Origin of the sequence: Pandoraea sp., assembly GCF_004297875.1 — a bacterium.
Lineage (GTDB): Bacteria > Pseudomonadota > Gammaproteobacteria > Burkholderiales > Burkholderiaceae > Pandoraea.
The window spans coordinates 20,336-45,152 of the sequence record NZ_SCSK01000031.1; the positions used below are offsets into that span (position 1 = coordinate 20,336).

Sequence of the window (24,817 nt, forward strand, 5' to 3'; positions counted from 1 at the left end):
CGACACCGCACGGACTGGCGCAGCGTCCTGAGCCACGCTGATGCTTCCCACCTCGACGGGTGAACACCAATGAGGCAAACGCCGTGGACATATTGCTGGATGCACAATGCAACGTGGCAGCCCCCGCCGACGCAGACGCCATGCACCACGAAGTCGTCGGCTCGGATACCGGCTATCGGCAGCGGCTGCTGGAGGCCGGGTTACTCACTGAAACCGGCATCGATGGCCTATATGGCCGCAGCCAGCGCTTCGAGGCGGTGGTCGACGGCCTGGACGCGATGATCACCGCCGCCGGCCAAGACCTCGACGCGGAAGTGCTGCGCTTTCCGCCGGTGCTCTCGCAGGCCGACTTCGAGACCAGCGAATACTTCAACAGTTGCCCGGACCTGAGCGGCACGATCCACTGCTTCTGCGGCGGCGAAAAAGAGCATCGGCGCGCCCTGCAATGCATCGCCGATGGCCAGGACTGGTCGCATCTGCAGCAGCCGGCGGGCCTGGCCATGGCACCCGCCGCGTGCTATCCGGTTTATCCGCTGAGTGCGCGCCGCGGACCGCTGCCGCCGGGCGGCAGGACCTTCGACGTTTATTCGTACTGCTTTCGTCATGAGCCGTCGCCCGAGCCCACCCGCATGCAGTTGTTCCGCATCCGCGAATACGTGCGCATCGGCACCCCGGCGCAGGCCGTCGAATTTCGCCAGCTATGGGTCGAGCGCGGCAAGCGCATGGTCGACCGACTGGGTCTGCCGTGCGAGATCGCGCTGGCCAGCGACCCATTCTTCGGCCGCGCCGGGAAAATCGCTGCCCAGAACCAATACGCCGAAGCACTGAAATTCGAGCTGCGCATCCCGCTGGCCGACACGGCCAACGCCGTGGCCTGCCTGAGCTTCAATCTGCACCGGGACTTCTTCAGTCAGCGCTGGGAACTGCGCTCGAGCGACCATGCACTCGCGCATTCCGCATGCGTGGGCTTCGGCATGGAGCGCATCGCGCTGGCACTCTTCTGGCACCATGGCCTGGACATCGACGCATGGCCACAACCGGTTCGGGACGCGCTATGGACACCTTGAGCAGCATGGCCGCGCCGGGCGCCCAGGAGCGGATCACACCGCTGCATCGGCTGAAGGTCGCGGTGATCCATGACTGGCTGGTCGTCCATGGCGGCGCAGAGCGCGTGCTGGAACAGATCCTCGCCTGCTTTCCCCAGGCCGATGTCTTCAGCCTGGTGGACTTTCTCGAAGACCGGACGTGCGTGCGCGACAAATCCGTACACACCTCGTTCATCCAGAAACTGCCGGCCGCGCGCACCCGCTATCGCGCCTATCTGCCGTTGATGCCGCTGGCCATCGAACAGTTCGACCTGTCGGGCTACGATCTGGTCATCTCGAGCTCGCACGCGGTCGCCAAGGGCGTGCTGACCGGGCCCGATCAGTTGCATATCGCCTACGTGCATTCACCGATCCGCTACGCCTGGGATCTGCAGCACCAGTATCTGCGCGAGGCTGGCCTGAGCGCCGGGCTCAAATCGGCCGGCGCGCGCGCGCTGCTGCACTACATCCGCAACTGGGACGCCCGCTCGGCCAACGGGGTCGATCATCTGATTGCCAATTCACGCTTCGTCGCACGCCGCATCCGCAAGGTGTACCGGCGCAGCTCGACGGTCATCGCGCCGCCCGTGGACATCGAAGCACTGCAGCTGCGGCAGCGCAAGGAAGACTATTACGTCACCGCGTCGCGCATGGTGCCGTACAAGCGGATCGATCTGATCGTCGAGGCGTTCACGCGCACCCCGCAGCGGCGGCTCGTGGTCATCGGCGACGGCCCCGAGATGCGCAAGATCGCGGCGCGCGCCGGGCGCAACGTGGCGTTGCTCGGCCACCAGCCGTTCGACGTCCTGCATCGCTATTTGCAAAGAGCCCGCGCATTCGTGTTTGCCGCGGAAGAGGACTTCGGCATCTCGGTGCTCGAGGCGCAGGCCTGTGGCACGCCGGTCATCGCCTACGGCAAGGGCGGTGCCCTCGAAACCGTGCTCGATCGACGCCACCCCTGTCCGACCGGGCTGTTCTTCGGCGAACAAACGGTGGCGTCGCTGCTCGATGCCATCGACCGCTTCCAGGGCACGGCCGAGTTGTATACGCCAGAGCACTGCCGCGCCAATGCCGAACGCTTTTCCTCGGCGCGCTTCGCCGCCGAATTCGGCTCGTTCGTCGATCTGCAATGGCGCCGCTTCCTCGGCGAGTCCGACATGCTCGCCACGCCCCACAGCGCCAAGCGCGAGCCCATCGTGCAAGTCGCCGCGGCGTCCGATCAACCTTACGACCTCGCGCCATGAGATTCTGGGACCGACTGACCAATCTGGGCGATCCGTTCATGACCTTGCCGCTGGCGTGCCTGGTGCTGCTGTGGCTGGGCGCCTCGCATCGCCGGCGCATCGTCCTGGTGTGGGCGATCTTTCTCGCGCTCGCCTCGCTGCTGGTCGGCGTGACGAAGTTCGCCTATGCCGGCTGGCACATCCAGATTCGGCAATGGCATTTCACGGTGGTCAGCGGCCACACCATGCTCTCCACCGCGGTGTATCCGGTACTCGGATGCATGACATTGCGCGCGCTGGGCCGATGGGGCGCCGCCACGGGGGCCGCCGGCGGCTTTTTGCTGGCGCTGGCGATCGGTGTCTCGCGGGTAATGATCGGCGTGCACTCGATGCCGGAAGTCGTCGCCGGCTGGCTGCTGGGTTCGCTCGTGAGCGGCGCGGTGCTCGCCGCGCTGGCGCGCTACGCCGAGGAGCCGCCGGCTGCCCCGGCGCTGTTCGTCTCGATCTCGCTGGTGCTCGCCCTGGTGTGCTACGGGCACGTCGCGCCGATCCAGACATGGATCGTCGAGTCGGCCCCCGCGCTCTCACATTTGTTGTCCCAAACCCTCTAGCGGCGCGGCCAGCGGCGCGGCGGCCAATACCTTCTGATAGATGTCGAGGTAGGCATCGACCATCCGATCCGGGCGAAACCCCTGCGCGTGAGCCATCAGTCTCTCGCGAAAGCCGGGGCTGGCGCGCAGCGCAAGCGCGGCTTCGAGCTTGGCGATCAGTGTGGATGGCTGCTCGATGTCGAACACCAGCGCCGATTCCGGCTCGATCACGCTCGGAATGGCACCGCTGTTGGCGCCGACCACCGGGACGCCCTGCGCGTAGGCCTCGACCGTGACGCGCCCGAAGGGTTCGCGCCAAATCGATGGGACCACCAGCACATCGATGCCGGCGAAGAACGCCCGGGGATCCACGCGCCCCATGAACTCGATGCGCGGGTCGGCATATTTGCGGCGCAATTTATCAACGTATGCCGGTGCTCCGGTTCCGCCGACATAGAGGCGCCATTGCGGCAGCGTGCGCTGCGCCAACAGTTGCTGCGCGACGATCTCGATGCCCTTCTCGGGCGAGACGCGCCCGAGCACGCCAATTCTGGCCACCTTGGCGTCGTGCGCGCCGAAGCCCGGCAGGCGTGGCGACGGCAGCCGCATCTCGGCCGGATGCGGCGGCAAATAGCAATCGTTGATGACATGCGCGGCCGAGGCCCGCGGGAAGAATCCGCGCGTCATATGCTGGCGCAGAATGAAATCGCTCACGCCGATCACCACATCGACCTGGCTCGATTTGAGCTTTCTCGGCGCGGCATATAGCGCGCACGTGCTGCACTGCTTGCGGCACGACTTGCCCTTGGAGAACATCAGCGCTGCCGGACACATCAGGTAATAATCCCGAATGGTGTGCACGATAGGCAGCCCCGCGCGCCGGGCGATGCCCCAGATACCCAGCGACAGGCACGACAGGTTGCTGGTGCTGACGATATCCGGCTTTTCCCGTTCGACGATTTTCTGCAGGCGCCGCGCCATGAAAACGTTCTGCACGTCGAAGGCATGCCAGATGGCCTTCATGAACAGCATGCGCCGGCGCGTCGTGTACGGCCAATACAGATTGGCCAGGCGCAGGTAATGCACATTGACGCCATTGATTCGGCACATGCGGTCTTCGCCGGTCTCCGTGACACAGACGACGCTGACGTTGACGCCGGCGGCGACCAATCCTTCGGCGAGTATCTGCGTGGAGACCTCCGAGCCGCCGACGACATCGGGATAGTAAAGCGTGTTTGCGATAAGCACGTGCATGAGGGCCGCCGTTTTTGTGTATGTTGTGGTTGCTCGGTCAAGGATTGCATTCCCGCCTATCCGTACCGCGCGGTGCCGCACTCGGCGCCCGCCAGGAGGCCGCCGGCGTGCTCCGGCACCGTCGGCTGTTTTGCCTCGTCGGCCAGGCGGGCTTCGCCGACACCGAAGCACTCGCGCAGCAGGCCGACGCAGTGTTCGGTCACGAGTGCCTGCGCCGCGCGATTGGCCAGCTCGTGATCGAGCTCGTCGATGACGGCCGCGCGGGCATTCGGCAGGCGCTTCAGGCGACGGCCGCCGGCGCCGAAATTCAATCTGAAATCGTCCAGTCCGACATCGTCCGGGCTGTACAGCAGGCGCGTCTGCACCCCGCGCGCGTCGAGATCGCGCAGCAAGCCGGCCGCGCCGCCCTGCCGCCTGGCGAGCATGGGCGCGCCGAGCAGGCCGGCGCACCGGCGCGCGGCGTACCCCAGCATCGTGGCGATCACCGGCGCGAGGCTCACCTGTCCGCGCGCGACCTCGCGCCATTTGCCGAGTTCGAACATCGACTTGAAATGGCGGCGCGTGGAGCCTTTCCTGGCGAAGCCCACATCCTGGATCGTGCAGTCAGCCGGAAATGCGAAGCGCGGCAGATTGACCAGTATCAGGCCGGCTATGGATGGTTCGCCGCTGGCCGCGCGCAACGCAAGGTAGGCTCCGGTGCAGATGCCCAGGACGATCACGCGCCGGTAGCCGCCCTCGGCCAGCCAGGCGGCGGCGCGCGCCGTATCGGTGCAGGCGCCGGCCAACGGCAGCGGAGCGTCGTCCCACCGGCCCGCGGCCTCGCTGTCGCCCAGCCCGCTCACATCGATACGCAAGGTCGCAATGCCGGCGCTGGCCATGCGGCGCGCAAACCGCACCGCGAAGCGTGACTCACCCGCATGCGGGGTGCAGCCCGTATTGGGCAGCAGAATCGCCAGGCCCGCCACCTGATTGCCGAGCGGCTCGCACAGCATCCCGAACAGGCCCCGCGCATCGAACATGACCGGACGTTCGCGCGCGCCATCGAGCGCGATCACCGGCGTCGAGCACGCTCCGGCGTGGCCCGCCACACTCGGGAGGATCACATGCGCCGGCTGCCGAACCAGCCAGCGCAGCACGCTCTCGAAGGCCTCGCGCGGCGCGCGCGACAGCCATGCCGGTTGCAGCATCGCGTCGAACTCGGCAAACGCCTGCGTCTCGACGCTGGCGCCGCCAGCACGATAGCTTTGCGCAAGCACGTCGACAGCGGCATTGCCGGCCGCGGCCAGAATCAATACGTGCGGCGCCGGATGCGGCGAGCCCGCTCGCAAGTCGAGCAGGCGCAGTTGTTCGATGGTCGCGGCATCGACGTCGTAGCCGAGCACCTGGCAATGGCCTGCGCCGGCACCCGTTGCGTCGCCCTGGCGCGCCGGCCCGGCGGCGGCCTGCCGCATGACGGCCTGCTCGCGCCAATACGCCTTGCCGGAGACCACCGGCTCGAGCATGACGAGCGCGTCGGCACCGACTTGCGCCGCAGCCAGCGCCGCGAGCGTGGCCCCCATGCGCACGCCGAGCAGCACGACCCGCGTGACCCCGGCCAGCGCGCGCAGGTGTTGCGCGGCCGCGGCGATGTCCGCCGTGCCGCCTGAAATGGCATCTGCCTCGCCCGGGGCGGAGTCGCCACAGCCCGCATAGTCGAACCGCAGTGTCGGCATTCCCTGCTCGGCAAGCCGTTGCGCCAGTTGGCGCAGACTGCGATGCAGCCACATTGCCTCGTGGCCGAAGGGATTGCAGATCACCACGCCGCAAGCGCCGGGCGCCGGATGAAGCCAGCCGAAGCGTCCGTCGAATACCGTGGGGGTCATCATCGTCATGGCCTGCCGCTCCTCGTGCCGTGCGCGCCGTTCATGCGCCTGCGCGCTCATTCAGGGCCGACGCGCCACGCCGGCGCCGCGCATTTCTGAGCGTCCTGCGTACCGACGCCGGCCAGCGCCGGATCTCGAACCCGTGCCACTTGAACAGCGACAGCGCGACCCGCTCCAGGCCGAAGCCGCAACAACCGGTATGAGCGATCTGCCCATCCGCGTCGAGAATTCCCCAGATGCTGCTGAAGCGGTCCATGTGGTAGTTGAAGCTGCCGCAAGCGATAGGCCGCTCGGGATTGACGCCCGGCACCAGCAATTCGAACTTGAGTTGCTGGCTGCGCTGGCTGTCGGCCATGACCCGCCCTGCGCGCCCGAAAAACGGGTCGTGAGCGACCGCGATTTCAGCCGGCAGTCCCAGCGCGGCGAACATGTCGAGGGCGTGGGCCATCCATGCCTGGCGAAATGCCACGACCCCGGCGGGCTTGTCCATGCGGACGAACTCGCGCTGGCGGAACAGCTGCATCCGCTCCGGCGCCAGTGACGGCTCATGGCGGAAGCAGTAGGAAAAGATATCGATGGTGCGTCCTTCGGGCGGCAGCGGCCCGCGCTTGGCCATCACCGGATACACGGGGTAGCATGCCACCGGCGTCATCGCGAGCCGGGTCGGACTCTGCGAGCCGCTCCACGCATCGCCGTCGGCATCGGTGCCGCCGTCCAGGCAGCGCAGCACGCGCTGGTGCTCGGCCTCGCCGCCGCAAAAGCTGTAGACCGCGCCGGCCAGTTGCGGAAAACTGGCCAGGTACCCGCTTTGCTCCAGCGTCGCGCGGCCCATGGCGGGCGGAAAGCGCAGCAATTCGGCCTGATGCGACAGCCCCCACGCACCGATCAGCGCGCTGACGCTATCGACCACATCCTCGAACGTCTCGCTGCGGCCATAGACACCCTCGAGGCCGGTGTCGATCAGCAGGCCTTGCTCGAACAGGCTCTGCAGATAGCTCTGTCCGGCGGCCGACGCGTCCGCCGCCCGCGCCGCGGGCAAGCGCGCTCCTTTTGGGTTTTTCCGTTCAGTCATAACTCCTTGATAGGCCTCGGTCATTGCATCACCTCGAAATAGTCTCTTCCACCCCCGTCCCTGCCGCGACCCGCCACACGCTGCGCGACGGCCAGCAACTCGCGCGCCGCCACGGCCCAGTCGAACTCTTTGGCGCGTTCGAGCCCGCGCGCGCGAAAACGCTCGCGCAACGCGGGCTCGCTCATCATCAGAGCAATCTTCTCGGCGATGTCCTCGATCGAATAAGCGTCGCAATACAGCGCGGCGTCCGCGCAGACTTCCGGCAACGACGCCTCGCGCGAAGCGATCACCGGACAGCCGCAACGCATGGCTTCGAGCGGCGGCAAGCCAAACCCTTCGTATAGCGAAGGAAATATGAAGCACGCGGCGTTTTGGTACAGGGCCTTGAGTTCGCCGTCCGTGACAGCGCCGGCCATCAGCACGTTACCGGGCAACTTGCCGTCGCCGACGATCGCCGCGCCGAAGATGCGTGGGTTGCCGCCACCGACGATCACGAAGCGGGCGTCCGAGCGCCTCTCCAGGCGCCCGAGCGCGGCCAGCACTCGCGTGAGATTCTTGGCGGCCGACAGGCTGCCGACAACCAGCCCGTAGCTGTCCTTGCGCAACGCCAGGCGCGCGAGAACATCCGGGTCGGCGACGATTCGGTCAAAGTGATCGGCGGCATTGTGCACGACCGAAACGCGCGCCTCGTCGATGCCCAGATGCGCGACGATGCGCCGCTTCGAAAAATCCGATACCGTCACGAAATGGGCCGCGCGGTGCTTCATCACGCGAAAGGCCAGGCGATACCACCAGCGAAACTTCCATGAGTAGTTTTGCGCGACGTCGTACACCGCGGCATCGTGGATCATCACGATTTGGCGTCGCTTGAGCAGCGGACCCATGTTGCACAGGCTGAGCAGCATGCGGTCGTGCGTCTCGAGCGGCAGCGCCAACTGTTCCCAGAGCGATCCGGTAAGCCTCGATGGCGAAGCGGACTCGTCACGCAGGCGCGCGCGCTCGGGCAAGGCGTCGCGCGGCACGATCACCGGCAGCCGCTCGTCGGTGCCCAGCAATTGCTGCAGCGCCGCGGTCAGCTCGCGCGCCACGCGCTGCACTCCGGTGATGCGCTGCGACGTAAATTTCCCGTTGATCACGAGATCGCCCGCGCCCGAGCCCGGCGGCGTCGCGTCCAGAGGTTGCGCCGAGCGGCCCGGGCCGCTCTCGTCGGCGCGGGTAGAGGGCGAAGTTGAGCGCCGCAGCGGACGATTCATTTCGACATCACTCCTTGAGTGCAGGATCGTTGCGTCAGTTTTTGCCGATCTCGCCGCGCTGTCTGTTGCATATCGCACATTGCGTGCCGATCGGCAACAAAACCTGGCGCGGCCAGCGGCCTCGTTCGCGACGCGCACCGTGGTCAATGCGTCGGCGCCGGCAACAGGTAGCGCGGAAGCGGGCCCAGCTTCCAGTCGATTTGCCCGTTGGTCTCGGCCACAGGCTGCTGCCGGCCATCCCAGTCCCGCTCCACATAGGCGCCGGCGGGCAGCCTCAGATGCACCACGCGCTCGCCGGCCACGGTCCATCCGGCGATCACCGGTTCGCTCGTACCGTATTCGAAAACCTTGGTTTGCGGCGTATCGACCAGCGCCGCGCGCCAGGCGCGGCGCTCCAGCGTCGAGGCCAGCACCGCGGCGGCCGCGAATGCGGGCTTGGGCGACAGGTCGGCGCGCAGCAGGCCGAAGTTGCTTTCCTTGTCGTCGGGGTTCGTGCCGTTGTCGACCAGGTCGTACCAGAACACGCCCCGGGCCACCCCGTAACGCCGCGACAGCAGATAGGTTCTGAGCAGATACGCCGCCTGCGTCACGGTGTTCTGCCCGGGCGAGCGCGGCGCGCTGGGCCAGCCGATTTCGGATACCCAGAGTTGCAGCGGCTGCCCGTTCGACCTCGGGTTGCGCGCTATCAGGCGACCGAGATACGGCCACACCGTGGTGATATTGACGGGCGCGACAGGAACACCGACGCCGGCATAACCGACCTCCGGCGCGGCCGGAAACATGTAGGGGTGAATGCTGAAGCCGTCCTGATCGTTAAGCGCGCCCTGTTTGATGATGGCGTCGATACACGCATCGACCGGGTTGCCGCCCCAGTCACCGCCGCAAGAGACGACACCGGAGCTCGGCGCGAGGCGCTTGATGACCGGATAGACGTCCTTGAGCAAAGCCACGTAGGCGTGGTAGCCGATCTCTTTGAAATGAGGCTCGTTCCAGATCTCCCAATCGTCGACCTGTGCGCCGTAGCGCTTGACCACGGCGGCGGCATACTGCACGAATTTCTCGCGGGCCGCAGCCGTCATCGGGAACGCGTTATCGCCCTTGAACAGGGACGGATACGCATGCGCATTACCATAATCGAGCAGGACCAGGCTCTTGATGCCCATGCGCGAGGCCAGATCGAGTGCATTGCCGAATTGCGCCGGAAAGCGGAAAACACCAGGACGCTTCTCGACCTCGGTCCAGGGTACTTCGCCACGAATCCAGGAAAAGCCCGCGTTCCGGATAATCGACAGCAGCACGTTCGGCGCGTAGGGCCCGTGATCGAAAGTCGCACCGACGCCGAAATCGGGCGGGCCCAGCACGCTGCGCGGCGGAATCGCCGCCAGATTGATGCGACGCCGCGCGATGACGGTGCCGTCCGGGGCGAGCAGCCGCGCATCGAGCAAATAGAAGCCGATGCCGGGCAATTGCAAACGCACGGTCGCCTCGCCCACTCCGCTCGTCGCGCCAGCGCCGGCCAGCGGCGCCTGCGTCGAGGCGAGCGTCGCGGGGTTGGGTTCGCCGTTGGCCAGATAGTCGTGCAGGCGCACCGACAATCGCGTGCCGGCACCCGGCGCCGGGGCCGCGGCAAAATGCAGCGTGCGCTCGCCCGCGCCGGGCGCGAGCAGCGACGCCGCCGGATCGCGCACGCTCAGGCTCACGCCGGACTCGACGCCGAGCGCGGCACCCCCGGACCAGCCTAACGTCATGGTGACGCCGAGACAGGCAAGCGCCGCGCGCCACCTCGAACGGTGAGCCCGCATTTCACGACCCATAGCCGCGCGTGAGCGGCAGCGCGGCGCTGGCACCGGCCGGGTCCGCGGCATAGGGGCTGGCCGCGCGAGCACTCTGGCTCAGACGATGGTAGGCCAGCGCCACGAAAGCCCACGGGGCAAGATAAGAGAATTCGGGCACCGAGACCATCATCATCACGTAGACCGAAACCAGGCATTGGCGCAACGCCATGGATTTCTCCGACCAGTCGAGCCGGAACACCGGATAAAGGAAGATGAAGGTGAACAGCAAAACGCCGAGGATGCCGTTATTGACCAGCAGCGTCGAAGCCATGTCGGTCGATCTGACATAGCCAAAGCCGATACCGACGAACTGATTGAGCAGCGGCAGCGACAGCCAGAATTTCACGCTGCCGAGAAAATACCCGAAGCGCTCGTGGCCCGACGCGTTCTTTCCCTCGATCTTGTCGAGGATGCCGTGCTGGTAGAACGCCAGCAGCGTATGCCGGAACAGGTAGGCGAACACCAGCAGGGCCAACACGGCAAGCAGGCATTTCACGACATCGACCCGCATGCGCAGCGCGCGCACGGCCAAGGCGCACACCAGGCCGACCGCGGCGGTGGTCGAAGCGGTGAGAATCAGCGAGACGCCAATGAGCAGCGAGGGCCAGCGCGAGCGGCTTGCCGCGCGCGCGTAAATCCAATAGGGGAAGATCGAAAAAGCGTACATCGAGGGCTCGCCCGTCAGGCTCCTCAGACGCTCGAACGTATGGCCGGCAAGCACGATGCGCTGGCTGTCGAGCCGCGCCACCGCTTCCTTTCCCAGCGCGGTGCCAAAGCCACGGTTGGTCAGGAAGTCGCCCGTGTGCCCGACGATGCTGAAGAACGCGAATTCATAGAGACCGAACAGCGCCATCAGCACCCCGCCGGCAATCAGCACCCGGTCCCAGCGCTCGTCGTAATAGACGTACACGAACACGCCGAACAGCATGACGGCAACCAGATACAGCGATTGCGTGAAAAGGCTCGAGCGCATCACGAATGAATGATCGGTGACGCGATTGAGAACCACGTCATGGAACGACACGACGTAATTCACCAGCAGGTCGGCAAATTGGCTCAAAGCGAAAAACAGCAGCCAGATCAGCACGCATGTGAAGAGCAGGCCGAAATATCTCGGCCGCTCCTCCCCGCCCGCGACAATCACCACGAAAAGCGAGAGGAAACACATCATGAATGCCGGCACCGTGCCCTGGACGGTCGGCAAGATCAATACCGAGGTCACCGGCGCCAGCAGGGCCCACACGAAAAAGTAACGATCGACGGTGCGTTTCATTCGAGTATCCGCTGCGTTGGACGAAACATGACCGGCCCGGCCCGTGTGCCGGGCGCCTCTGTGAAAAACACAGTACCGCCGTTTTGTTTGTCCCTGTGTGCGCGAGCGCACACAGGCCGCGATTCGGAGCTACTAACATGAGCAATGCAATTTGGGGCCGTTCGCGCCAAACGCGGGTTTGCCTTGCCGCGCGCAATAACGCGCGCCCCCCTCTGCGGAGACCGAAGACACGATGGACAAGGCTATTTTCAGGAATTTCGCGATCAACTTCACGGGTCAGATCCTGCCGACATTCGTCTCTCTGATCACCGTCCCGCTGTATATCAGGCTGCTCGGCGTCGACCGCTATGGCTTCGTGGCCCTGACCGGGGTGTTCGTCGCCTATTTCGGCATGCTCGATCTCGGCATGGGTATCGCGACGGAGAACCGCGTTTGCAGAATTCAACTGGGCACGAGCGACGCGCCGATCGACGGCGTATTCTGGAGCGCGTGCTGGGCCAATCTGGTGACCGGCATCGCCGGCGCCGTGATCATGTACTTCGCCGGCCTGCTCTACGTCGCTCATTTTTCAACCGCGCCGCCGCCATTGCGGCGCGAGCTGGTGGAGTCGCTGCCCTGGCTCGCTGGCTCGATCCCGGTGGCCAATGTCGGCGCGGTATTCGCCGGCGCGATCTCGGGCGCGCAGCGCTTTACCGTGCTCAATATGAATCAGACGATCGGCACGTTCATCGAACAGTTGTTGCCGCTCGGGGCAATCTGCCTGCTGGGCGCCCATCTGCCGGTGGTGATCGCCTCCATTGCGCTGGTGCGGCTCGGCACGGTGATGGCGTTGGGAATCGCGGCAGTGCGCATCCTGCAGATTCGGCAAGTGCTGCCACCGGTATTCAGGACCATCCGCGCCTTGTTCGGCTACGGCGGCTGGATCATGCTGACCACGGGCATCGCGATGATCGGCGACACACTCGACACGGTCATGCTGGGGATGACGCTCGGCGCCCGCTTCGTGACCTATTACACCGTGCCGCAAAAGCTGGTGACGCGCCTGAACCTTGTAGCGCTGTCGCTCACGCGAACCCTGTTTCCGCGCCTGGTTGCCTGCGAACGCGAGCATGCCGACCAGATCGTGCGCACGTCGATGACATTTCTGACTACCCTGTTCACACCGCTGGCGATCGTCTGCATTTTTGCGATCGGCCCGTTCCTGAGCCTGTGGATCGGCCATGATCTGTCGATCGTTTCCTCGCCGGTCGGGCGCATCCTGATCGTCGCGATCTGGGTATCAGGCCAATCGAATGTGTTGCGCGTGCTCATCCAGGCGCAAAAGAATCCGGCCACGCTGGCGCATCTGGGGCTGATCGAGCTGCCGTTCTTCGGTGCGCTCCTGTGGTTCGCCACGTCGAATTTCGGCATCACCGGCGCGAGCATCGTGGTCGTCATCCGCGGGCTGATCGATTACGGCATCCTGCTGCGGCTCTCGCACATGGGCGCGCGCCGCCTGGTGCCCTCGATGTTGACGCACTTCGCGTTCCTGGTCGCCAGTGTATTGCTTGCCGACTCGCTGGACAGTCCCGCGCTGCTGGGCGCCGTCGGCCTGGTGATGCTGGCGGCCAACGTGGGGCTGTCGTTCTACCGGCTGGCCAGTCTGCGCATCATGGCGCAGACCCTCTTTGGCCGGCTCAACCTGCGCAAGAATCCCTGAGCGGGCGCCTGTTGCGCCACATCGATAAATTCATTGATCTATGAAGATATTGCATCTTGCCAATCACGCGCAAAAAATCGGCAATGGCATCGTCAATGTCATGGTCGACCTCGCCTGCCTGCAGGCGCAAGCGGGCCATGAGGTCGCGGTGGCCTCCTCCGGAGGCAGTTTCGAGCCATTGCTGGCCCGCTACGGCGTGCGACACCTGAGACTGGTGCAGACCAAGCACCCCTGGCGAGTGCCGGCCATGCTGCGGCAATTTCGCGGCATTGCCGGCCAGTTCCAGCCCGATATCGTTCACGCTCACATGATGACGGGCGCGCTGCTGGCCTGGATGGCGCGCGCTCGCGCGCCCTTCACACTGATCACGACCGTGCACAACGAATTCCAGCGGGCCTCCGACCTGATGCGGGTCGGCGATCAAGTGGTCGCGGTCAGCGAGGCGGTTGCGCAGGCGATGATTCGGCGCGGCATTCCGGCCGAGCGCATGAGCGTGGTACGCAATGGCATTATTGGCGCGCCGCGGTTCCTGCACGACAAGCCGGACGGGCACGGCGACGGCGCCGTCGCCGCGCAGCCGGAGCCCGGCATCGAGCGCCCGAGCGTGGTGACGGTGTCGGGCCTGTACAAGCGCAAAGGCATTCACGATCTGCTGCATGCGTTCCAGATCGTGCGCGAGCACCAACCCCTCGCCCACCTGTATCTGGTCGGCGAGGGGCCGGACCGCCCGGGGCTCGAAGCGCTCGCGCGCCGGCTGGGGCTGGCGGAGGCGGCGCATTTCGTCGGTTACGTCAAGGATCCGGCCCCCTACTTTCGGCAGGCCGACGTCTTCGTGCTGCCCTCGCACAGCGAGTCTTCGTCGCTGGCGATCATGGAAGCCCGTGTGGCCGGTTGCGCGATCGTCGCCACCGCGGTGGGCGGCATTCCGGAGACCCTCGCGCATGGCGCGGCGGGCCTGATGGTGCCGCCCTCCGATCCGACCGCGCTGGCCGAGGCGATCGTCCCGCTATTGCGCGACGCAGCCTGGCGCCGGCACTGGCAAACGCGTGCGCGAGAGAACCTGGACGCGCTCGGAGTCGAGCACGTCTACAGCGAATACCACCAGATCTATCTGGCGGCCCTGGCGCGCCGGGCCGCAAACCCAATGGGCGCGGCGAACAGAACGCTGGATCGCGGTCGCTGATCTCGCGCGGCTCAGTACCCCGCCGAATCCGGCGCGCTCGCGTAAGCATAGACGTAGCTGCGCTTCTCGCCACGCCGTGGCGGCATCGCATTGAAGATCGTTCCGGCCACACGCGCGCCCGCCCGCCCCAGCCAAATCACGCTGTCCTCGATCTCGCGTTCGGTCTGCGCGTTGGGCCGCAGCACGAGCACCGTCGTGCCGGCATGCCGTGCCAGAATCGAGGCGTCGGCCACCGCCAGTACCGGCGGCGTATCGATCACGACCAGATCGAAGCGCTCGCTGAACATCTTCAGCAGCGCCTCCATATGACGCGTCGACAGCAACTCGGCCGGGTGCCCGGGCGTGCGCCCGGCGGCCAGGAACGACATGCCGCCGACCCCGGCGGACTGAATCACCTGGCCGGTTTCCGCGCGCCCCATCAGCAACTCGGACAGCCCCGGCGCATCGGGGTGTCCGAAATGCGTGGCCAGCCGCCCGCGGCGCATGTCGCCGTCGATCAGCAATACCCGCTTGCCGGTCTCGGCTTCCAGCACTGCCAGATTGGCCGCGACAAAACTCTTGCCGGTTTCGGGCGTCGGCGCGCTCACCACCAGGATGTTATTGGTTGCGCTGGCGGCTCCCGACTGCAGGGCGGTACGCACGCCGCGCAGCGCCTCGACCGTCACGTCGTGAGGACGATTGACCGCCATGACGCCGCGCGGGGCGCGGATTTCCTCGCCGCCGCCGAGGTCGGCGGGCTCGAGCGCGCGAGAGCGCGCCGATGCCTGCGCGGCAGGCGTGAACGCGAGTGCGGGACGCAAACGCGGCTCGAGGTCGCCCGGCCGCTCGTCGTGCGCGGCGAGCAGTTGCCCCTGCGCGGCGCCGGCGAGCCGATTCTGCTGATGGCTGAAAGCGATCGTGCCGAACACCGGCAAGCGCAGACGTTGCTCGACCAGCAGCGGGTCATCGACGCGTGACGAAAGCTGCCGCCGCAGCAATACATACAGCGCGCCCAACAGCAGGCCGAGCAGGGTCGCGACCGCCACGATCAAGGCGCGCCGCGGCCGAACCGGCTTTTGCGGCACCAAGGCCGTGTCGACAATACGCACGTTGCCGAAATTGCTCGCGCGCGTGACCGACAGTTCCTGCGCCCGGTTGACCATCGCCACGTAGATTTCGGAGGCGACCTTTTCGTTGCGGGTCAATTCGGCAAGTCGCCGCTGCGAGGCCGGCAGATTATCGAAGCGCGCGGTGAAAGAATGCTTGTAACCCTCGAGCTCGGCCAGCTGCTGGTCGATGTTGCGCACCTCGGGACTGTTGGTGGTGAAACGCGAAAGCAACTGTGTGCGCTGCAGCTTGAGCGCGGCGATTTGCCGATCGAAATCGATACCGCCGCGCAAATAGGATTGGCTTTCCCGATCCGGCTCCATGGTCCCCGCGTGCGTTCGATACTGGCTGAGCTTGCGCTCGGCGTCGTCGAGCTCGGTGCGCAGGCGAGGCAGCTCGCCCTGCACGAAGGTGAGCATCTTGTTGGCTTCTTCCTGATGGCTCGCGGCATTCGCGGCGAGGAAGCCGCGCACCACCGCGTTGGTCACTTGCATGGCCAGCGTGGGATCGCTGTTCTCATATGACACCTTGACTACGCCGGTGTTTTTTCCCTGCTCGACGACCTGCAGGTGGCGCAGCATGAGATTGACCGCCGTGATGTCGTCATAGCGTGTCACGGTGAATTGCGTGCCGGCGCGCGCAGTCAGACGATTCACCAGCACGCTCACGCCAGCTCCCTGGGCCGGCGCGCCTGCCTCCCCCGTGACCAGCAGGGTGCCGGCCGGATCATAGAGGCTGAACCGCTGCCCGGGCAGCACGCGCATTTGCAACGGCTTGTTTTGCAGCTCGGGCGGCACGTGGAGTTGTCCGATGCTCACCGCTTCGCCACCCCAGGCGTAATTGTCCAGGCCGAACCACGGGGCAGCCGGTTGGCCGGGCTTGGCGAATTTCTCGGCGATCCTGCCGATCACCGGCAGGCGCTGTGCCGCAACATGGATATCCAGATGAAATTGCTTGATCGCCGGCAGCAGTATCTCGCGGCTCGTGACAAGCTGGATTTCCGTCGCGGTATCGGGATTTTCCGGCAGCGTCATTTGCTTTTGCCGATTGCCGATGCCCAACTCGTTGGTGTTTGGCGGGCTGACCCGCAATAGCGCGTTGGCCGAGTAGATCGGTTGCGCCAGAAACGCGTAGAGCGCGCTGAAGGCAACCAGGATGGCGGTAATCAGCAGTACCACCCGCGCCTTGTCCATGACGAGCCGCAGCGCTTCGCGCGGCGTGACCGCACCGCTGCCGCGGCGCAGCGGGACCGCGCCCCATTCGATATTTCGCACACTCATATTGGTATTCCTTTCATCCTGTCAGGGGCGCACGGTGCTGATCAAGTACAGCGACTCGACCGACGGCAGTACCTGATTGAGCAAACGGTTGAGCGAGACCAGCGGGGCCGTGCCGACGTAGACGACATCCAGCGGCTTGAGCGAGAACTCGGTGGACAGCAGCAGTGCGTCGACCTGCGTCATGTCGAGCCGGAAGATTTCCGGTTGAGTCGGGTCTTTCGGGGTACGCCGAATCACCAGGACCTGCCGGGGTTGCGCGGATGTCGGATTGATACTGCCGGCGCTGGCCAGTGCATCGGCCAGCGCCATGTGCCCATTGTTCATGAACAGCACCGACGGCTTGTTGATTTCGCCGATCACGAATACGCGGCTGTCGTTGTGATTGGGGACATCGACGATATCGCCGCTGCGCAACATCATGTTTTGCGATGCGTCGCCGTGGCGCATGACGGCATTGACGTCGAGCACGAATACCTTGTTGCCGCGCGTGACGCGCACGCGCTGCAGGTCGGCATCGGGCAGCGCGCCGCCGGTGCGGGCGATCGCGTCGACCAGGCTCAGCGGGCTGTCGGTGATGGGCAACGTGCCGGGACGCTTGATGTCGCCGGTGATTTCGACGCGCTGGCTCCGATACTGCAGTATCGAGACGTCGACCTGCGGATTCTTCAGGTGATCGCTCAGCATGCTTGCCAGCAGTCGCGCCGCGTCGGCCGGCGTCTTGCCGCCAACGGCTACCCGGCCGAGCGTGGGAAAGAATATCGTGCCGTCGGCGGCGACCCGCTCGCGCACCATACCGGCGCCGTTGCCATTGCCGCCGGAGCCCGACAGGCCGGATACGGAACCGTTGGTCTGATCGCCCGTGGCGGCATTGGTCGTGGCCTGCTGGGGCGGCAAGGCGCCATCGCTTGCGCTGAGTTCCGGATGGCCCCAGATCGTCACGCCGACGATATCCATCGGGCCGATGCGGTACTCCTGCAACCCGGGGTGCGACTCGCCGGCCGCTTTCGGGGCAGCTTGCGTGTCCGCCGCCGCGGCCTTGGCCTGGGCCAGGATGACCGCCGGCGTAATCAGGTGCACCTTGTATCTGGTGTGGCCCGTAGGCTCGTTCAGATTGTCCTGCATGCGCGAGGCATCCAGGTGCGGGCCGGGCGCCAGCGAGCACCCTGACAGCGCGGCGACCAGGCCTAGTGAAAACAGCGTTGTTTTGATCGTCATCATCGTCTCCGTTGACGGCGGCGCGAGGCGCTCATCGAAATCGAACCAGTGGGCGGGCGTCGCATCAAAAGGCGTTTTTCCCGACAAAGCCCTTCATCATCGTCAGTACGATGATCTTGATATCGAACCAGAACGACCAGTTCTGCAAATAGAACAGGTCGAACTTCACCCGTGCTTCCATTTTTCCGACGGTCCTGGTTTCGCCACGATAGCCATTGACTTGCGCCCACCCGGTAATGCCGGGCTTGATCCGGTAGCGATACATGTAGCCGTCGACCAGGTCCTTGTACAGGTCGTCATGCTCGACGGCATGCGGGCGCGGCCCGACCACCGACATCTGTCCCATCAGCACGTTGATGAATTGCGGCAACTCGTCCAGGCTCGTGCGACGCAAAAACGCGCCCAGGGGCGTGACGCGCGGATCGTTGCGGCTTGCCTGCGTGACGCGCCCGGGGGAGTCGCCGTGGATTTTCATGGTGCGGAACTTCAGGATGTCGAAAAGCTGACCGTCGACACCCTTGCGCTTTTGCCGGAAGAGCACGGGCCCCGGTGACGAGAGCTTGACCAGGATCGCGATCACGCAAAACAGCGGCAGCATGGGCACCAGCACGAGCGCCGCGAACAAGCGATCGAACACGAGCTTCGGCCATAGCCGGAATTCCGGAATCGGACTGGCGGCGACGTTGATGGCGGGCATGCCCAGGAGATCGGTCAGGGCATGATTGAAAAGAGAAACGCTGCGTACGTCGGGCAGGAAGCGCAGATCGACGAAGTCGTGCCGGAATTCCCGAATGAACCGCTGGATGGTGTGCTCCTCCGACAACGGCAGCGCCAGCCAGATTTCCGCGATCCTTCTTTGACGCACCAGCCTGGCCAGATCGTCGAAGCGCGTCATCACCGCAACGCCGGCCACGCTGGCGCCATGGACGGCATTTTCGTCGAACACGCACAGCGGCGTGAAGCCTGCCTCGCCGGCCGTGCCCATGTGCTCGATGATGCTGCGGCTGTGACTCTCCGGTCCGACGATTGCCACGGCCTTGTGATTGATACCGACACGCCTGAGCCGCTGCAGCGCGAGGTGCGCGAGAATCCGGGACGCTACCAGCAGGCACGCCGAGATCAGCGTTGCCAGGCCCAGCCACAGGCGTGAAATGCTCTCGGCGCGATGCAGCGTGAACAGAAACACGACACCCACCAACGTCACCAGGAGCCAGGCGCTGAGCACGCGCCAGGCCAGTCGCGCAAGCCGCTGGCCACGCCATGACCGATACACCCCGGCATTGGCGAACACCACCAGCAGCAGCGCGCACTGCACGGCCGTTATCGATTTCTCGAAATCGCCCAGATCGAACGCGCCGTGAAAGCGCAACATGTGCGCGAGCGTCGCACCCAGCACGACCAGACAAATGTCTGTCAGACGTGCGGTCATGCCCCAAATCGACATCGTGTATCTCCTGAGATCCTGCCTGGAGCCGGGCTTCGGCGTTCGGCCCGCCCAACAGGCGCGCTTAACGCGACGGCACCAGCTGCAGCAGTTGACCGGATTGCATCACCTGAGGGGGCGGGCTGTCGGGCAACAATCGCGCGAACTCCCTCTTGATGATGCCGTAGCACTCGCAGGCCTGTCGCTCCAGCCCCGGCCGATCGAGTATCGATATGTGCCCGCGCCGCCCCTGGATCAGGCCGGCATCCTGCAGCACTTTCACAGCCGCGGTCACGCCCTCGCGACGCACGCCAAGCATGTTGGCGATCATGTCCTGCGTCGTATCGATTTCCGGCGACGCCAGACGATCCTGCGTCAGCAAAAGCCAGCTGCAGAGTCGCTCTTTTATCGAGTGCCGTCTGTTGCATAACGCACTTTGCGCGACCTGCGCCATGCGAGCCTGGAGATAAAGCAACATGAGATGCTGGAGATAGCCGCCACGCTCGAATTCGCGCTTGAACAGGCGTGCGTTGAGCACATAGCTATAACCTGCGTGACGTACTTCCGCCCGATCGAGCGTTGCGCCCTCGCCGGCGACCACCGACACGCCCACCATGCCTTCGGATCCGACCGAGGCGACTTCCATGGTCAAGCCGTCTTCCTGCAAATAAAGAATTGAAACGATTGCCGTGGTAGGGAAATACACTGAATCGAATGTCTCGCCGACGTCGGAGAGCAGGCGGCCCACCTTGAGCCGCACCAATCGCAGGTTGGGCTCCAGTGCGAGCCACTCGTCCAATGGCAGCGCGCTTAGCAGGCCGTTTTGATGAATCGACTGCGGATCACCTCTTGCATCCGGCATGATCTACCTCTTGGGTTCATTGAGATAAGAATCCCCCGGACAACGGATTATTTATAAAAATTATTTCCGTCCCATCTTTATTGCTACACGCTCCAAACCGGCCTGAAGCGACACAAAAGGAAAGTGCTCGGCTGAGGACAAGCCTCAGCGATCGCGCAAGCCTCATATCGGCCGGGAACCGCGTCAATGTTTCATCGAGGACGCGTCACTCTGGAGGTTACCTGCGATTCTATGACCGGCTTTTGATCCGGCCAATCGGGAAATCGCTACCCGTTGTATCGACGCACGGAGAATTGTTTCAGATTGAAACAAGGCACGGCGCGATCGCTCGTCAACATAGTAGATATGCGCGGTTCTCTTTCATTAATATGATTCGAAAATCGAGCATGTAACATCTCGACACAATTTTCCTTTCGCTCACGCAACACCCGAGGCGCCCTCCATCGCTTCGGCCGGTACCAACTCGGCGATGGTTCGGCTCAGATTGCCGATGCTCTGGAACAGTTGCCGCGTGAGCATCTCGTCGGGGATCTCAATACCGAACTCGTCCTCGACGGCCAACAGGATATGAACGGTCACCAGCGACGACAGGCCGGCAGCGTAGAGATCATCGTCGTCACGCATGCGATCGACAGGCATTTCCAGATGCACGCGCTCTGACAAAATGCTTCGTATCGTCTGATTGATATTGGCTTTTTTCCACATGGCGCACTCGCAGAAGATAGAAGGATCGCGGCCCCGCGCTGCATCCATCGGCCGCATCGGCGGTAGCTGGTAGCGGGTTTCGCCAGCGCCGCCGAACCACTCGGTTTTTGCATCGTATGTCGCGTCCAAAACGCCAACCGTGCGCTAGCGCACACAGCTTTTGCAGCTAAGGGCGTAACTTCGAAGCGCCTCGACGCCCGTTTCCGCGCGCACGCATCGGCAATTTCTTTTGCGCGCGATCGCTGGAGACGAACATCAAATTTGACGATGCGAGAATCAACATGGATTGGAAATACGCTGAGTTCACACAACTGAGCACGCCCGAGCTGTACGCGATACTGAGCGTGCGCAACGCAGTTTTCGTCGTCGAATACGCACACATTCATCTCGATATCGACCACAGGGACGCGAGCGCGCTGCACGTCGTCGCGCTCGAGTCCACGCCTGACATGCCGCAGGTAGCGGCCTACGCACGCCTGCAGCCGGGCGACGAGCAAGACCCGGAAATCACCATCGACCGCCTGCTCACGGCATCGCATCGGCGCGATGACGATACGCGCGACCATCTGGTCGCGCACGCGCTGGTGGCCGCTCGCACCAGGTGGCCGGAGCAGCCGATTTACCTCAATGTCCCGGCGGATCAGGCAACTCTGTACGAGCGGTTCGGTTTCAAAAAAGCGGTCGGCCCCTTTCTCGACTATGGCATGCCGTTCCTGACCATGACCTGGCGGCCGACCCCAACCGGCCGGCGGCGTCGCGCCATCACCGGCGGGTCGCTTCAACAACGGGCCGTCTCGAGCGCGGGTGAGCTGCCCGAGCAGGTGGCCGTCATTTTGGGAGCTCTGTCATGAATACTGCGCATGCCACGCGGGCACCATCCGCCGAACAGCAGGCCGCCGTGCCCGGAAAACGACCGGCTTTGGCCAGGCACATCCAGCCTGTGGTACTGGCCGGCGGCTCCGGCACCCGCCTGTGGCCGCTGTCCCGCGAGCACTATCCAAAGCAAATGGTCGGATTGCTAACTAATGATTCGCTCCTCGAATCGACCGTGCAACGGTTGGACGGCTTTTCGGGTGCATTTGCCATCGCCGACGAATGGATTCTGGTGTGCGGCGAGAACCATCGCTTCATGAGCGCGGAGCTGGTGCAGCGCGGCGGCCGGGCAGCACGTATCGTGCTCGAACCGGATCCGCGCAATACCGCTCCGGCGCTCACCATCGCGGCGCTGGCCGCGACCGAAGGCGAGCAGGACCCGATCCTGGCGGTCATGCCGGCCGATCATGCGGTCACCGATAACGAGGCGTTCCAGCTTGCCTTGTCGAAGGCTGCCGCGTATGCCTCGGACGGCGCCATCGTGGCGCTCGGTGTGATACCGCATCGCGCGGAAACCGGCTACGGCTACATTCGCGTCGGCGTGGCGCTCGGCCGCGAGGGTGGCTACGTGCTCGACCGCTTCGTCGAAAAGCCGCATCGGGAACTCGCCGAGCAGTACGTGCGCTCCGAGGAGTACTGGTGGAACAGCGGCATTTTCGTGATGCGCGCCTCCGTGTGGCTCGGCGCGATCAAGGCGTTGCGGCCCGATATTTTCGAGGCTTGTGCCGACGCATACCGTGGCGGCACGAGCGATGCGCCGTTCTTTCGGCTCGACGCGACGGCGTTCGACCGGTGTCCGGCCGACTCGATAGACTATGCGGTGATGGAGCGACTCAACGAGGACGCGCGCTTTCCCGGTGTCGTCGTGCCGCTCGATGCCGGCTGGTCGGACATCGGCTCGTGGGACGCCATCTGGGAAATCATGCCAAAGGACGACGAGGGCAACGTCGCACGCGGCAGGGTCGTGTTCGAACAGAGCACCGATAGCCTGGCCCACTCGGAGGGCCGTTTGATCGCCTGTATCGGACTGCGCGGCGTGGTGGTCATCGAGACAGCCGATGCGGTCCTGGTGGCCGACAAGCAATATGCGCAGCAGGTCAAGGCCGTGGTCGGCCGGCTCAAGTCGGAGCATGGCGCGGAGGTCAGCGACCACCGCAAGGTGCACCGGCCGTGGGGCTGCTATGACTCGGTCGATAACGGCGAGCGCTTTCAGGTCAAGCGGATTATCGTCAACCCGGGCGCGAGCCTGTCGCTGCAGATGCACTACCACCGCGCCGAACACTGGGTGGTGGTGCGCGGCACGGCCAAGGTCACGTGCGGCGAGAAATCGTTTCTGTTGACCGAGAACCAGTCGACCTTCATCCCGTTGGGTACCACGCATCGACTGGAAAACCCGGGCAAGACGCCGCTTGAAATCATCGAAGTCCAATCCGGCGCCTATCTCGGCGAGGACGACATCGTCAGGTTCGAGGACCGGTTCGGGCGGGTGTGAACACCAGTCGCCGCGGGGCTACCCGCGGCGAAGCGGTTCGTCGACGCGCTCGCGCCGCCGCTTGCGGCGACGCAGGGTGCGGCCTGTGACGTTCTCCGGCCATGCGCGGCTGCGCTTGTGCGATTTTTCGCACAAGCGATCCATGCCCATCAGTGGATAGGCCCAGCCAACGTGGCTTGCGCGCCGCCGCGCTGCTGGCCCGACTCTTGCTAACTTCAACGGCGACATTCAAACCTGCCACCGAAGTTACAAAGGAGACAATCGTCATGGCCTGGACCAAGCAGCAAAAGAGCGTTGCGCTCGCCAGTTTTCTCGGTTGGACGCTCGATGCGTTCGACTTCTTTCTGATGGTTTTCGTACTGAAGGACATTGCCAAGGCGTTCAACGTCGAGATCACGAGCGTGACGATCGCGATCATGCTCACCCTCGCGCTGCGCCCGCTCGGCGCGCTGATCTTCGGCCGGCTCGCCGACCGCTTTGGCCGGCGCCCGGTGCTGATGGCCAATATTCTGCTTTTTTCCGTGCTCGACCTGGCCTCCGGCTTCGCCACGAGCCTCACTATGCTGCTCGTGCTGCGCTGCCTGTTCGGTGTGGCCATGGGCGGCGAATGGGGCGTGGGATCGGCGCTCACCATGGAGTCGATTCCGGCAAAATCGCGCGGCATCATGTCGGGCATCCTGCAAGCCGGCTATCCGGCCGGCTATCTGCTGGCCTCGGGCGTGTTCGGCCTGCTGCACGACACGATTGGCTGGCGCGGCATGTTCATGATCGGCATCGCGCCCGCGCTGGTAGTGCTGTTCATTCGCCGCAACGTGCCCGAGTCGCCGACCTGGCAGCGCGGCGCCGGCAAACCCCGTCCAAGCATCGTCGCGGTGTTCGCACGCGAATGGAAGCTGGCGCTGTATGGCATTGTGCTGATGACCGCCTTCAATTTCTTCAGCCACGGCACGCAGGACATGTACCCGACTTTCCTGACGGTCCAGCACAAGTTGCCGGCGCACATGGTCGGGCTGCTGGCAGCGACCTCGGCAATCGGTGCGATCATCGGCGGCATCGTGTTCGGCGCGCTCTCGGAGCGCATCGGCCGGCGCAAGGCAATTGCGATCGCCGCCCTGCTCGCGCTGCCGGTGCTGCCTCTGTGGGCGTTCTCGACCGGCAGCCTGGCGCTCGGCATCGGCGCATTCCTGATGCAGATTTCGGTGCAAGGCGCCTGGGGCGTGATTCCGGCTCATCTGAACGAACTCTCGCCCGGCGAAGTGCGCGCGACTTTCCCGGGCCTCATTTACCAGCTCGGCAACTTCCTCGCGTGCGCCAACGCAACGCTGCAGGCCGGCATCGCGGCCAATCACGGCGGCGACTACGGTTATGCGATGGCGTTGGTCGCGGGCATCGTCGCGGTAGTCATCAGCGTGCTGATCATGTTCGGCCCCGAGCGGCGCGGCACGCAAATGCAGATGACCGAGTCGGCCAGCCAGGGCGAAGCCGATACGCCGAGGTTTGTGGCGTCACCGGCGGCGCACTGACGCACGATGCAACAACCGGGGGTTCGGTT

19 protein-coding genes are annotated in these 24,817 nt (G+C 64.8%); 8 read left to right on the forward strand and 11 right to left on the reverse strand.

Annotated elements, in window-relative coordinates; all coding sequences use genetic code 11:
• The first annotated feature begins 140 nt into the window (after positions 1-140).
• The 3 genes from EPN80_RS08740 to EPN80_RS08750 are packed head-to-tail and all read left to right on the forward strand — an operon-like array spanning position 141 to position 2,919.
• Positions 141-1,067: an amino acid--[acyl-carrier-protein] ligase gene (locus EPN80_RS08740; RefSeq protein WP_293025853.1), complete on the forward strand. Its 927-nt coding sequence runs from the start codon at positions 141-143 to the stop codon at positions 1,065-1,067.
• A 50-nt stretch (positions 1,068-1,117) separates the two neighbouring features.
• Entirely contained in the window at positions 1,118-2,329 is a 1,212-nt protein-coding gene (locus EPN80_RS08745; protein WP_366468395.1) for a glycosyltransferase family 4 protein, read from the forward strand.
• A complete protein-coding gene (locus tag EPN80_RS08750; RefSeq protein WP_293025855.1) occupies positions 2,326-2,919 on the forward strand; it encodes a phosphatase PAP2 family protein in 594 nt (197 codons plus the stop codon). The genes EPN80_RS08745 and EPN80_RS08750 overlap by 4 nt, the downstream gene beginning before the upstream one ends.
• On the opposite strand, the gene EPN80_RS08755 is transcribed toward EPN80_RS08750, so the two are convergent.
• The 6 genes from EPN80_RS08755 to EPN80_RS08780 form a co-directional block, all read right to left on the reverse strand.
• Positions 2,893-4,152 carry a glycosyltransferase family 4 protein gene (locus EPN80_RS08755; RefSeq protein ID WP_293025857.1) on the reverse strand — a complete coding sequence of 420 codons (1,260 nt, stop codon included), beginning with the start codon at positions 4,150-4,152 and terminating at the stop codon, positions 2,893-2,895. The two genes, EPN80_RS08750 and EPN80_RS08755, sit on opposite strands and share 27 nt — an antisense overlap.
• 56 nt (positions 4,153-4,208) lie before the next feature.
• Positions 4,209-6,023: an alpha/beta hydrolase gene (locus EPN80_RS08760; RefSeq protein WP_293025859.1), complete on the reverse strand. Its 1,815-nt coding sequence runs from the start codon at positions 6,021-6,023 to the stop codon at positions 4,209-4,211.
• Positions 6,024-6,054: 31 nt separating this feature from the next.
• Positions 6,055-7,086 carry an amino acid--[acyl-carrier-protein] ligase gene (locus EPN80_RS08765; protein ID WP_293025861.1) on the reverse strand — a complete coding sequence of 344 codons (1,032 nt, stop codon included), beginning with the start codon at positions 7,084-7,086 and terminating at the stop codon, positions 6,055-6,057.
• A 20-nt stretch (positions 7,087-7,106) separates the two neighbouring features.
• A complete protein-coding gene (locus EPN80_RS08770; protein WP_293025863.1) occupies positions 7,107-8,339 on the reverse strand; it encodes a glycosyltransferase family 1 protein in 1,233 nt (410 codons plus the stop codon).
• Positions 8,340-8,482: 143 nt separating this feature from the next.
• On the reverse strand, positions 8,483-10,087 hold the full coding sequence (locus tag EPN80_RS08775; RefSeq protein ID WP_293025865.1) for a cellulase family glycosylhydrolase: 1,605 nt from the start codon (positions 10,085-10,087) through the stop codon (positions 8,483-8,485).
• A gap of 55 nt (positions 10,088-10,142) precedes the next feature.
• Positions 10,143-11,447 (reverse strand): hypothetical protein, encoded by a 1,305-nt coding sequence (locus tag EPN80_RS08780; protein WP_293025867.1) that lies wholly within the window; start codon positions 11,445-11,447, stop codon positions 10,143-10,145.
• A gap of 232 nt (positions 11,448-11,679) precedes the next feature.
• Between EPN80_RS08780 and EPN80_RS08785 the strand changes: the two genes are divergently transcribed.
• Entirely contained in the window at positions 11,680-13,146 is a 1,467-nt protein-coding gene (locus EPN80_RS08785; RefSeq protein WP_293025869.1) for an oligosaccharide flippase family protein, read from the forward strand.
• 40 nt (positions 13,147-13,186) lie between these two features.
• On the forward strand, positions 13,187-14,329 hold the full coding sequence (locus tag EPN80_RS08790) for a glycosyltransferase family 4 protein (protein WP_293025871.1): 1,143 nt from the start codon (positions 13,187-13,189) through the stop codon (positions 14,327-14,329).
• An 11-nt stretch (positions 14,330-14,340) separates the two neighbouring features.
• Here the strand turns inward: EPN80_RS08790 and EPN80_RS08795 are convergent, their stop codons facing one another.
• From EPN80_RS08795 to EPN80_RS08815, 5 genes are all read right to left on the reverse strand, one after another.
• On the reverse strand, positions 14,341-16,695 hold the full coding sequence (locus tag EPN80_RS08795; protein ID WP_293025873.1) for a polysaccharide biosynthesis tyrosine autokinase: 2,355 nt from the start codon (positions 16,693-16,695) through the stop codon (positions 14,341-14,343).
• A gap of 21 nt (positions 16,696-16,716) precedes the next feature.
• Positions 16,717-17,910 carry a polysaccharide biosynthesis/export family protein gene (locus EPN80_RS08800; protein WP_293025875.1) on the reverse strand — a complete coding sequence of 398 codons (1,194 nt, stop codon included), beginning with the start codon at positions 17,908-17,910 and terminating at the stop codon, positions 16,717-16,719.
• A gap of 64 nt (positions 17,911-17,974) precedes the next feature.
• Positions 17,975-19,354: an undecaprenyl-phosphate glucose phosphotransferase gene (locus tag EPN80_RS08805; RefSeq protein ID WP_293025877.1), complete on the reverse strand. Its 1,380-nt coding sequence runs from the start codon at positions 19,352-19,354 to the stop codon at positions 17,975-17,977.
• A gap of 64 nt (positions 19,355-19,418) precedes the next feature.
• A complete protein-coding gene (locus EPN80_RS08810) occupies positions 19,419-20,195 on the reverse strand; it encodes a Crp/Fnr family transcriptional regulator (RefSeq protein ID WP_293025879.1) in 777 nt (258 codons plus the stop codon).
• 417 nt (positions 20,196-20,612) lie between these two features.
• Entirely contained in the window at positions 20,613-20,882 is a 270-nt protein-coding gene (locus tag EPN80_RS08815) for an acyl carrier protein (RefSeq protein ID WP_293025992.1), read from the reverse strand.
• Between the two features lie 299 nt (positions 20,883-21,181).
• Here EPN80_RS08815 and EPN80_RS08820 point away from each other — a divergent pair, with 299 nt between their 5' ends.
• The 3 genes from EPN80_RS08820 to EPN80_RS08830 all read left to right on the forward strand — a co-directional run bounded on the left by EPN80_RS08820 (position 21,182) and on the right by EPN80_RS08830 (position 24,788).
• Positions 21,182-21,751, forward strand: a complete 570-nt coding sequence (locus EPN80_RS08820; RefSeq protein WP_293025881.1) for a drug:proton antiporter — start codon at positions 21,182-21,184, stop codon at positions 21,749-21,751.
• On the forward strand, positions 21,748-23,265 hold the full coding sequence (locus EPN80_RS08825) for a mannose-1-phosphate guanylyltransferase/mannose-6-phosphate isomerase (protein WP_293025883.1): 1,518 nt from the start codon (positions 21,748-21,750) through the stop codon (positions 23,263-23,265). The genes EPN80_RS08820 and EPN80_RS08825 overlap by 4 nt, the downstream gene beginning before the upstream one ends.
• Before the next feature lie 260 nt (positions 23,266-23,525).
• On the forward strand, positions 23,526-24,788 hold the full coding sequence (locus EPN80_RS08830) for an MFS transporter (RefSeq protein WP_293025994.1): 1,263 nt from the start codon (positions 23,526-23,528) through the stop codon (positions 24,786-24,788).
• Positions 24,789-24,817: the final 29 nt, after the last annotated feature.

Coding starts and splice junctions, on each gene's coding strand:
- EPN80_RS08740 (WP_293025853.1), top strand. CDS start 141: ATGCACCACGAAGTCGTCGGCTCGGATACCGGCTATCGGCAGCGGCTG.
- EPN80_RS08750 (WP_293025855.1), top strand. CDS start 2,326: ATGAGATTCTGGGACCGACTGACCAATCTGGGCGATCCGTTCATGACC.
- EPN80_RS08755 (WP_293025857.1), bottom strand. CDS start 4,152: ATGCACGTGCTTATCGCAAACACGCTTTACTATCCCGATGTCGTCGGC.
- EPN80_RS08760 (WP_293025859.1), bottom strand. CDS start 6,023: ATGACGATGATGACCCCCACGGTATTCGACGGACGCTTCGGCTGGCTT.
- EPN80_RS08765 (WP_293025861.1), bottom strand. CDS start 7,086: ATGACTGAACGGAAAAACCCAAAAGGAGCGCGCTTGCCCGCGGCGCGG.
- EPN80_RS08770 (WP_293025863.1), bottom strand. CDS start 8,339: ATGAATCGTCCGCTGCGGCGCTCAACTTCGCCCTCTACCCGCGCCGAC.
- EPN80_RS08775 (WP_293025865.1), bottom strand. CDS start 10,087: ATGACGTTAGGCTGGTCCGGGGGTGCCGCGCTCGGCGTCGAGTCCGGC.
- EPN80_RS08780 (WP_293025867.1), bottom strand. CDS start 11,447: ATGAAACGCACCGTCGATCGTTACTTTTTCGTGTGGGCCCTGCTGGCG.
- EPN80_RS08785 (WP_293025869.1), top strand. CDS start 11,680: ATGGACAAGGCTATTTTCAGGAATTTCGCGATCAACTTCACGGGTCAG.
- EPN80_RS08790 (WP_293025871.1), top strand. CDS start 13,187: ATGAAGATATTGCATCTTGCCAATCACGCGCAAAAAATCGGCAATGGC.
- EPN80_RS08795 (WP_293025873.1), bottom strand. CDS start 16,695: ATGAGTGTGCGAAATATCGAATGGGGCGCGGTCCCGCTGCGCCGCGGC.
- EPN80_RS08800 (WP_293025875.1), bottom strand. CDS start 17,910: ATGACGATCAAAACAACGCTGTTTTCACTAGGCCTGGTCGCCGCGCTG.
- EPN80_RS08805 (WP_293025877.1), bottom strand. CDS start 19,354: ATGTCGATTTGGGGCATGACCGCACGTCTGACAGACATTTGTCTGGTC.
- EPN80_RS08810 (WP_293025879.1), bottom strand. CDS start 20,195: ATGCCGGATGCAAGAGGTGATCCGCAGTCGATTCATCAAAACGGCCTG.
- EPN80_RS08820 (WP_293025881.1), top strand. CDS start 21,182: ATGGATTGGAAATACGCTGAGTTCACACAACTGAGCACGCCCGAGCTG.
- EPN80_RS08825 (WP_293025883.1), top strand. CDS start 21,748: ATGAATACTGCGCATGCCACGCGGGCACCATCCGCCGAACAGCAGGCC.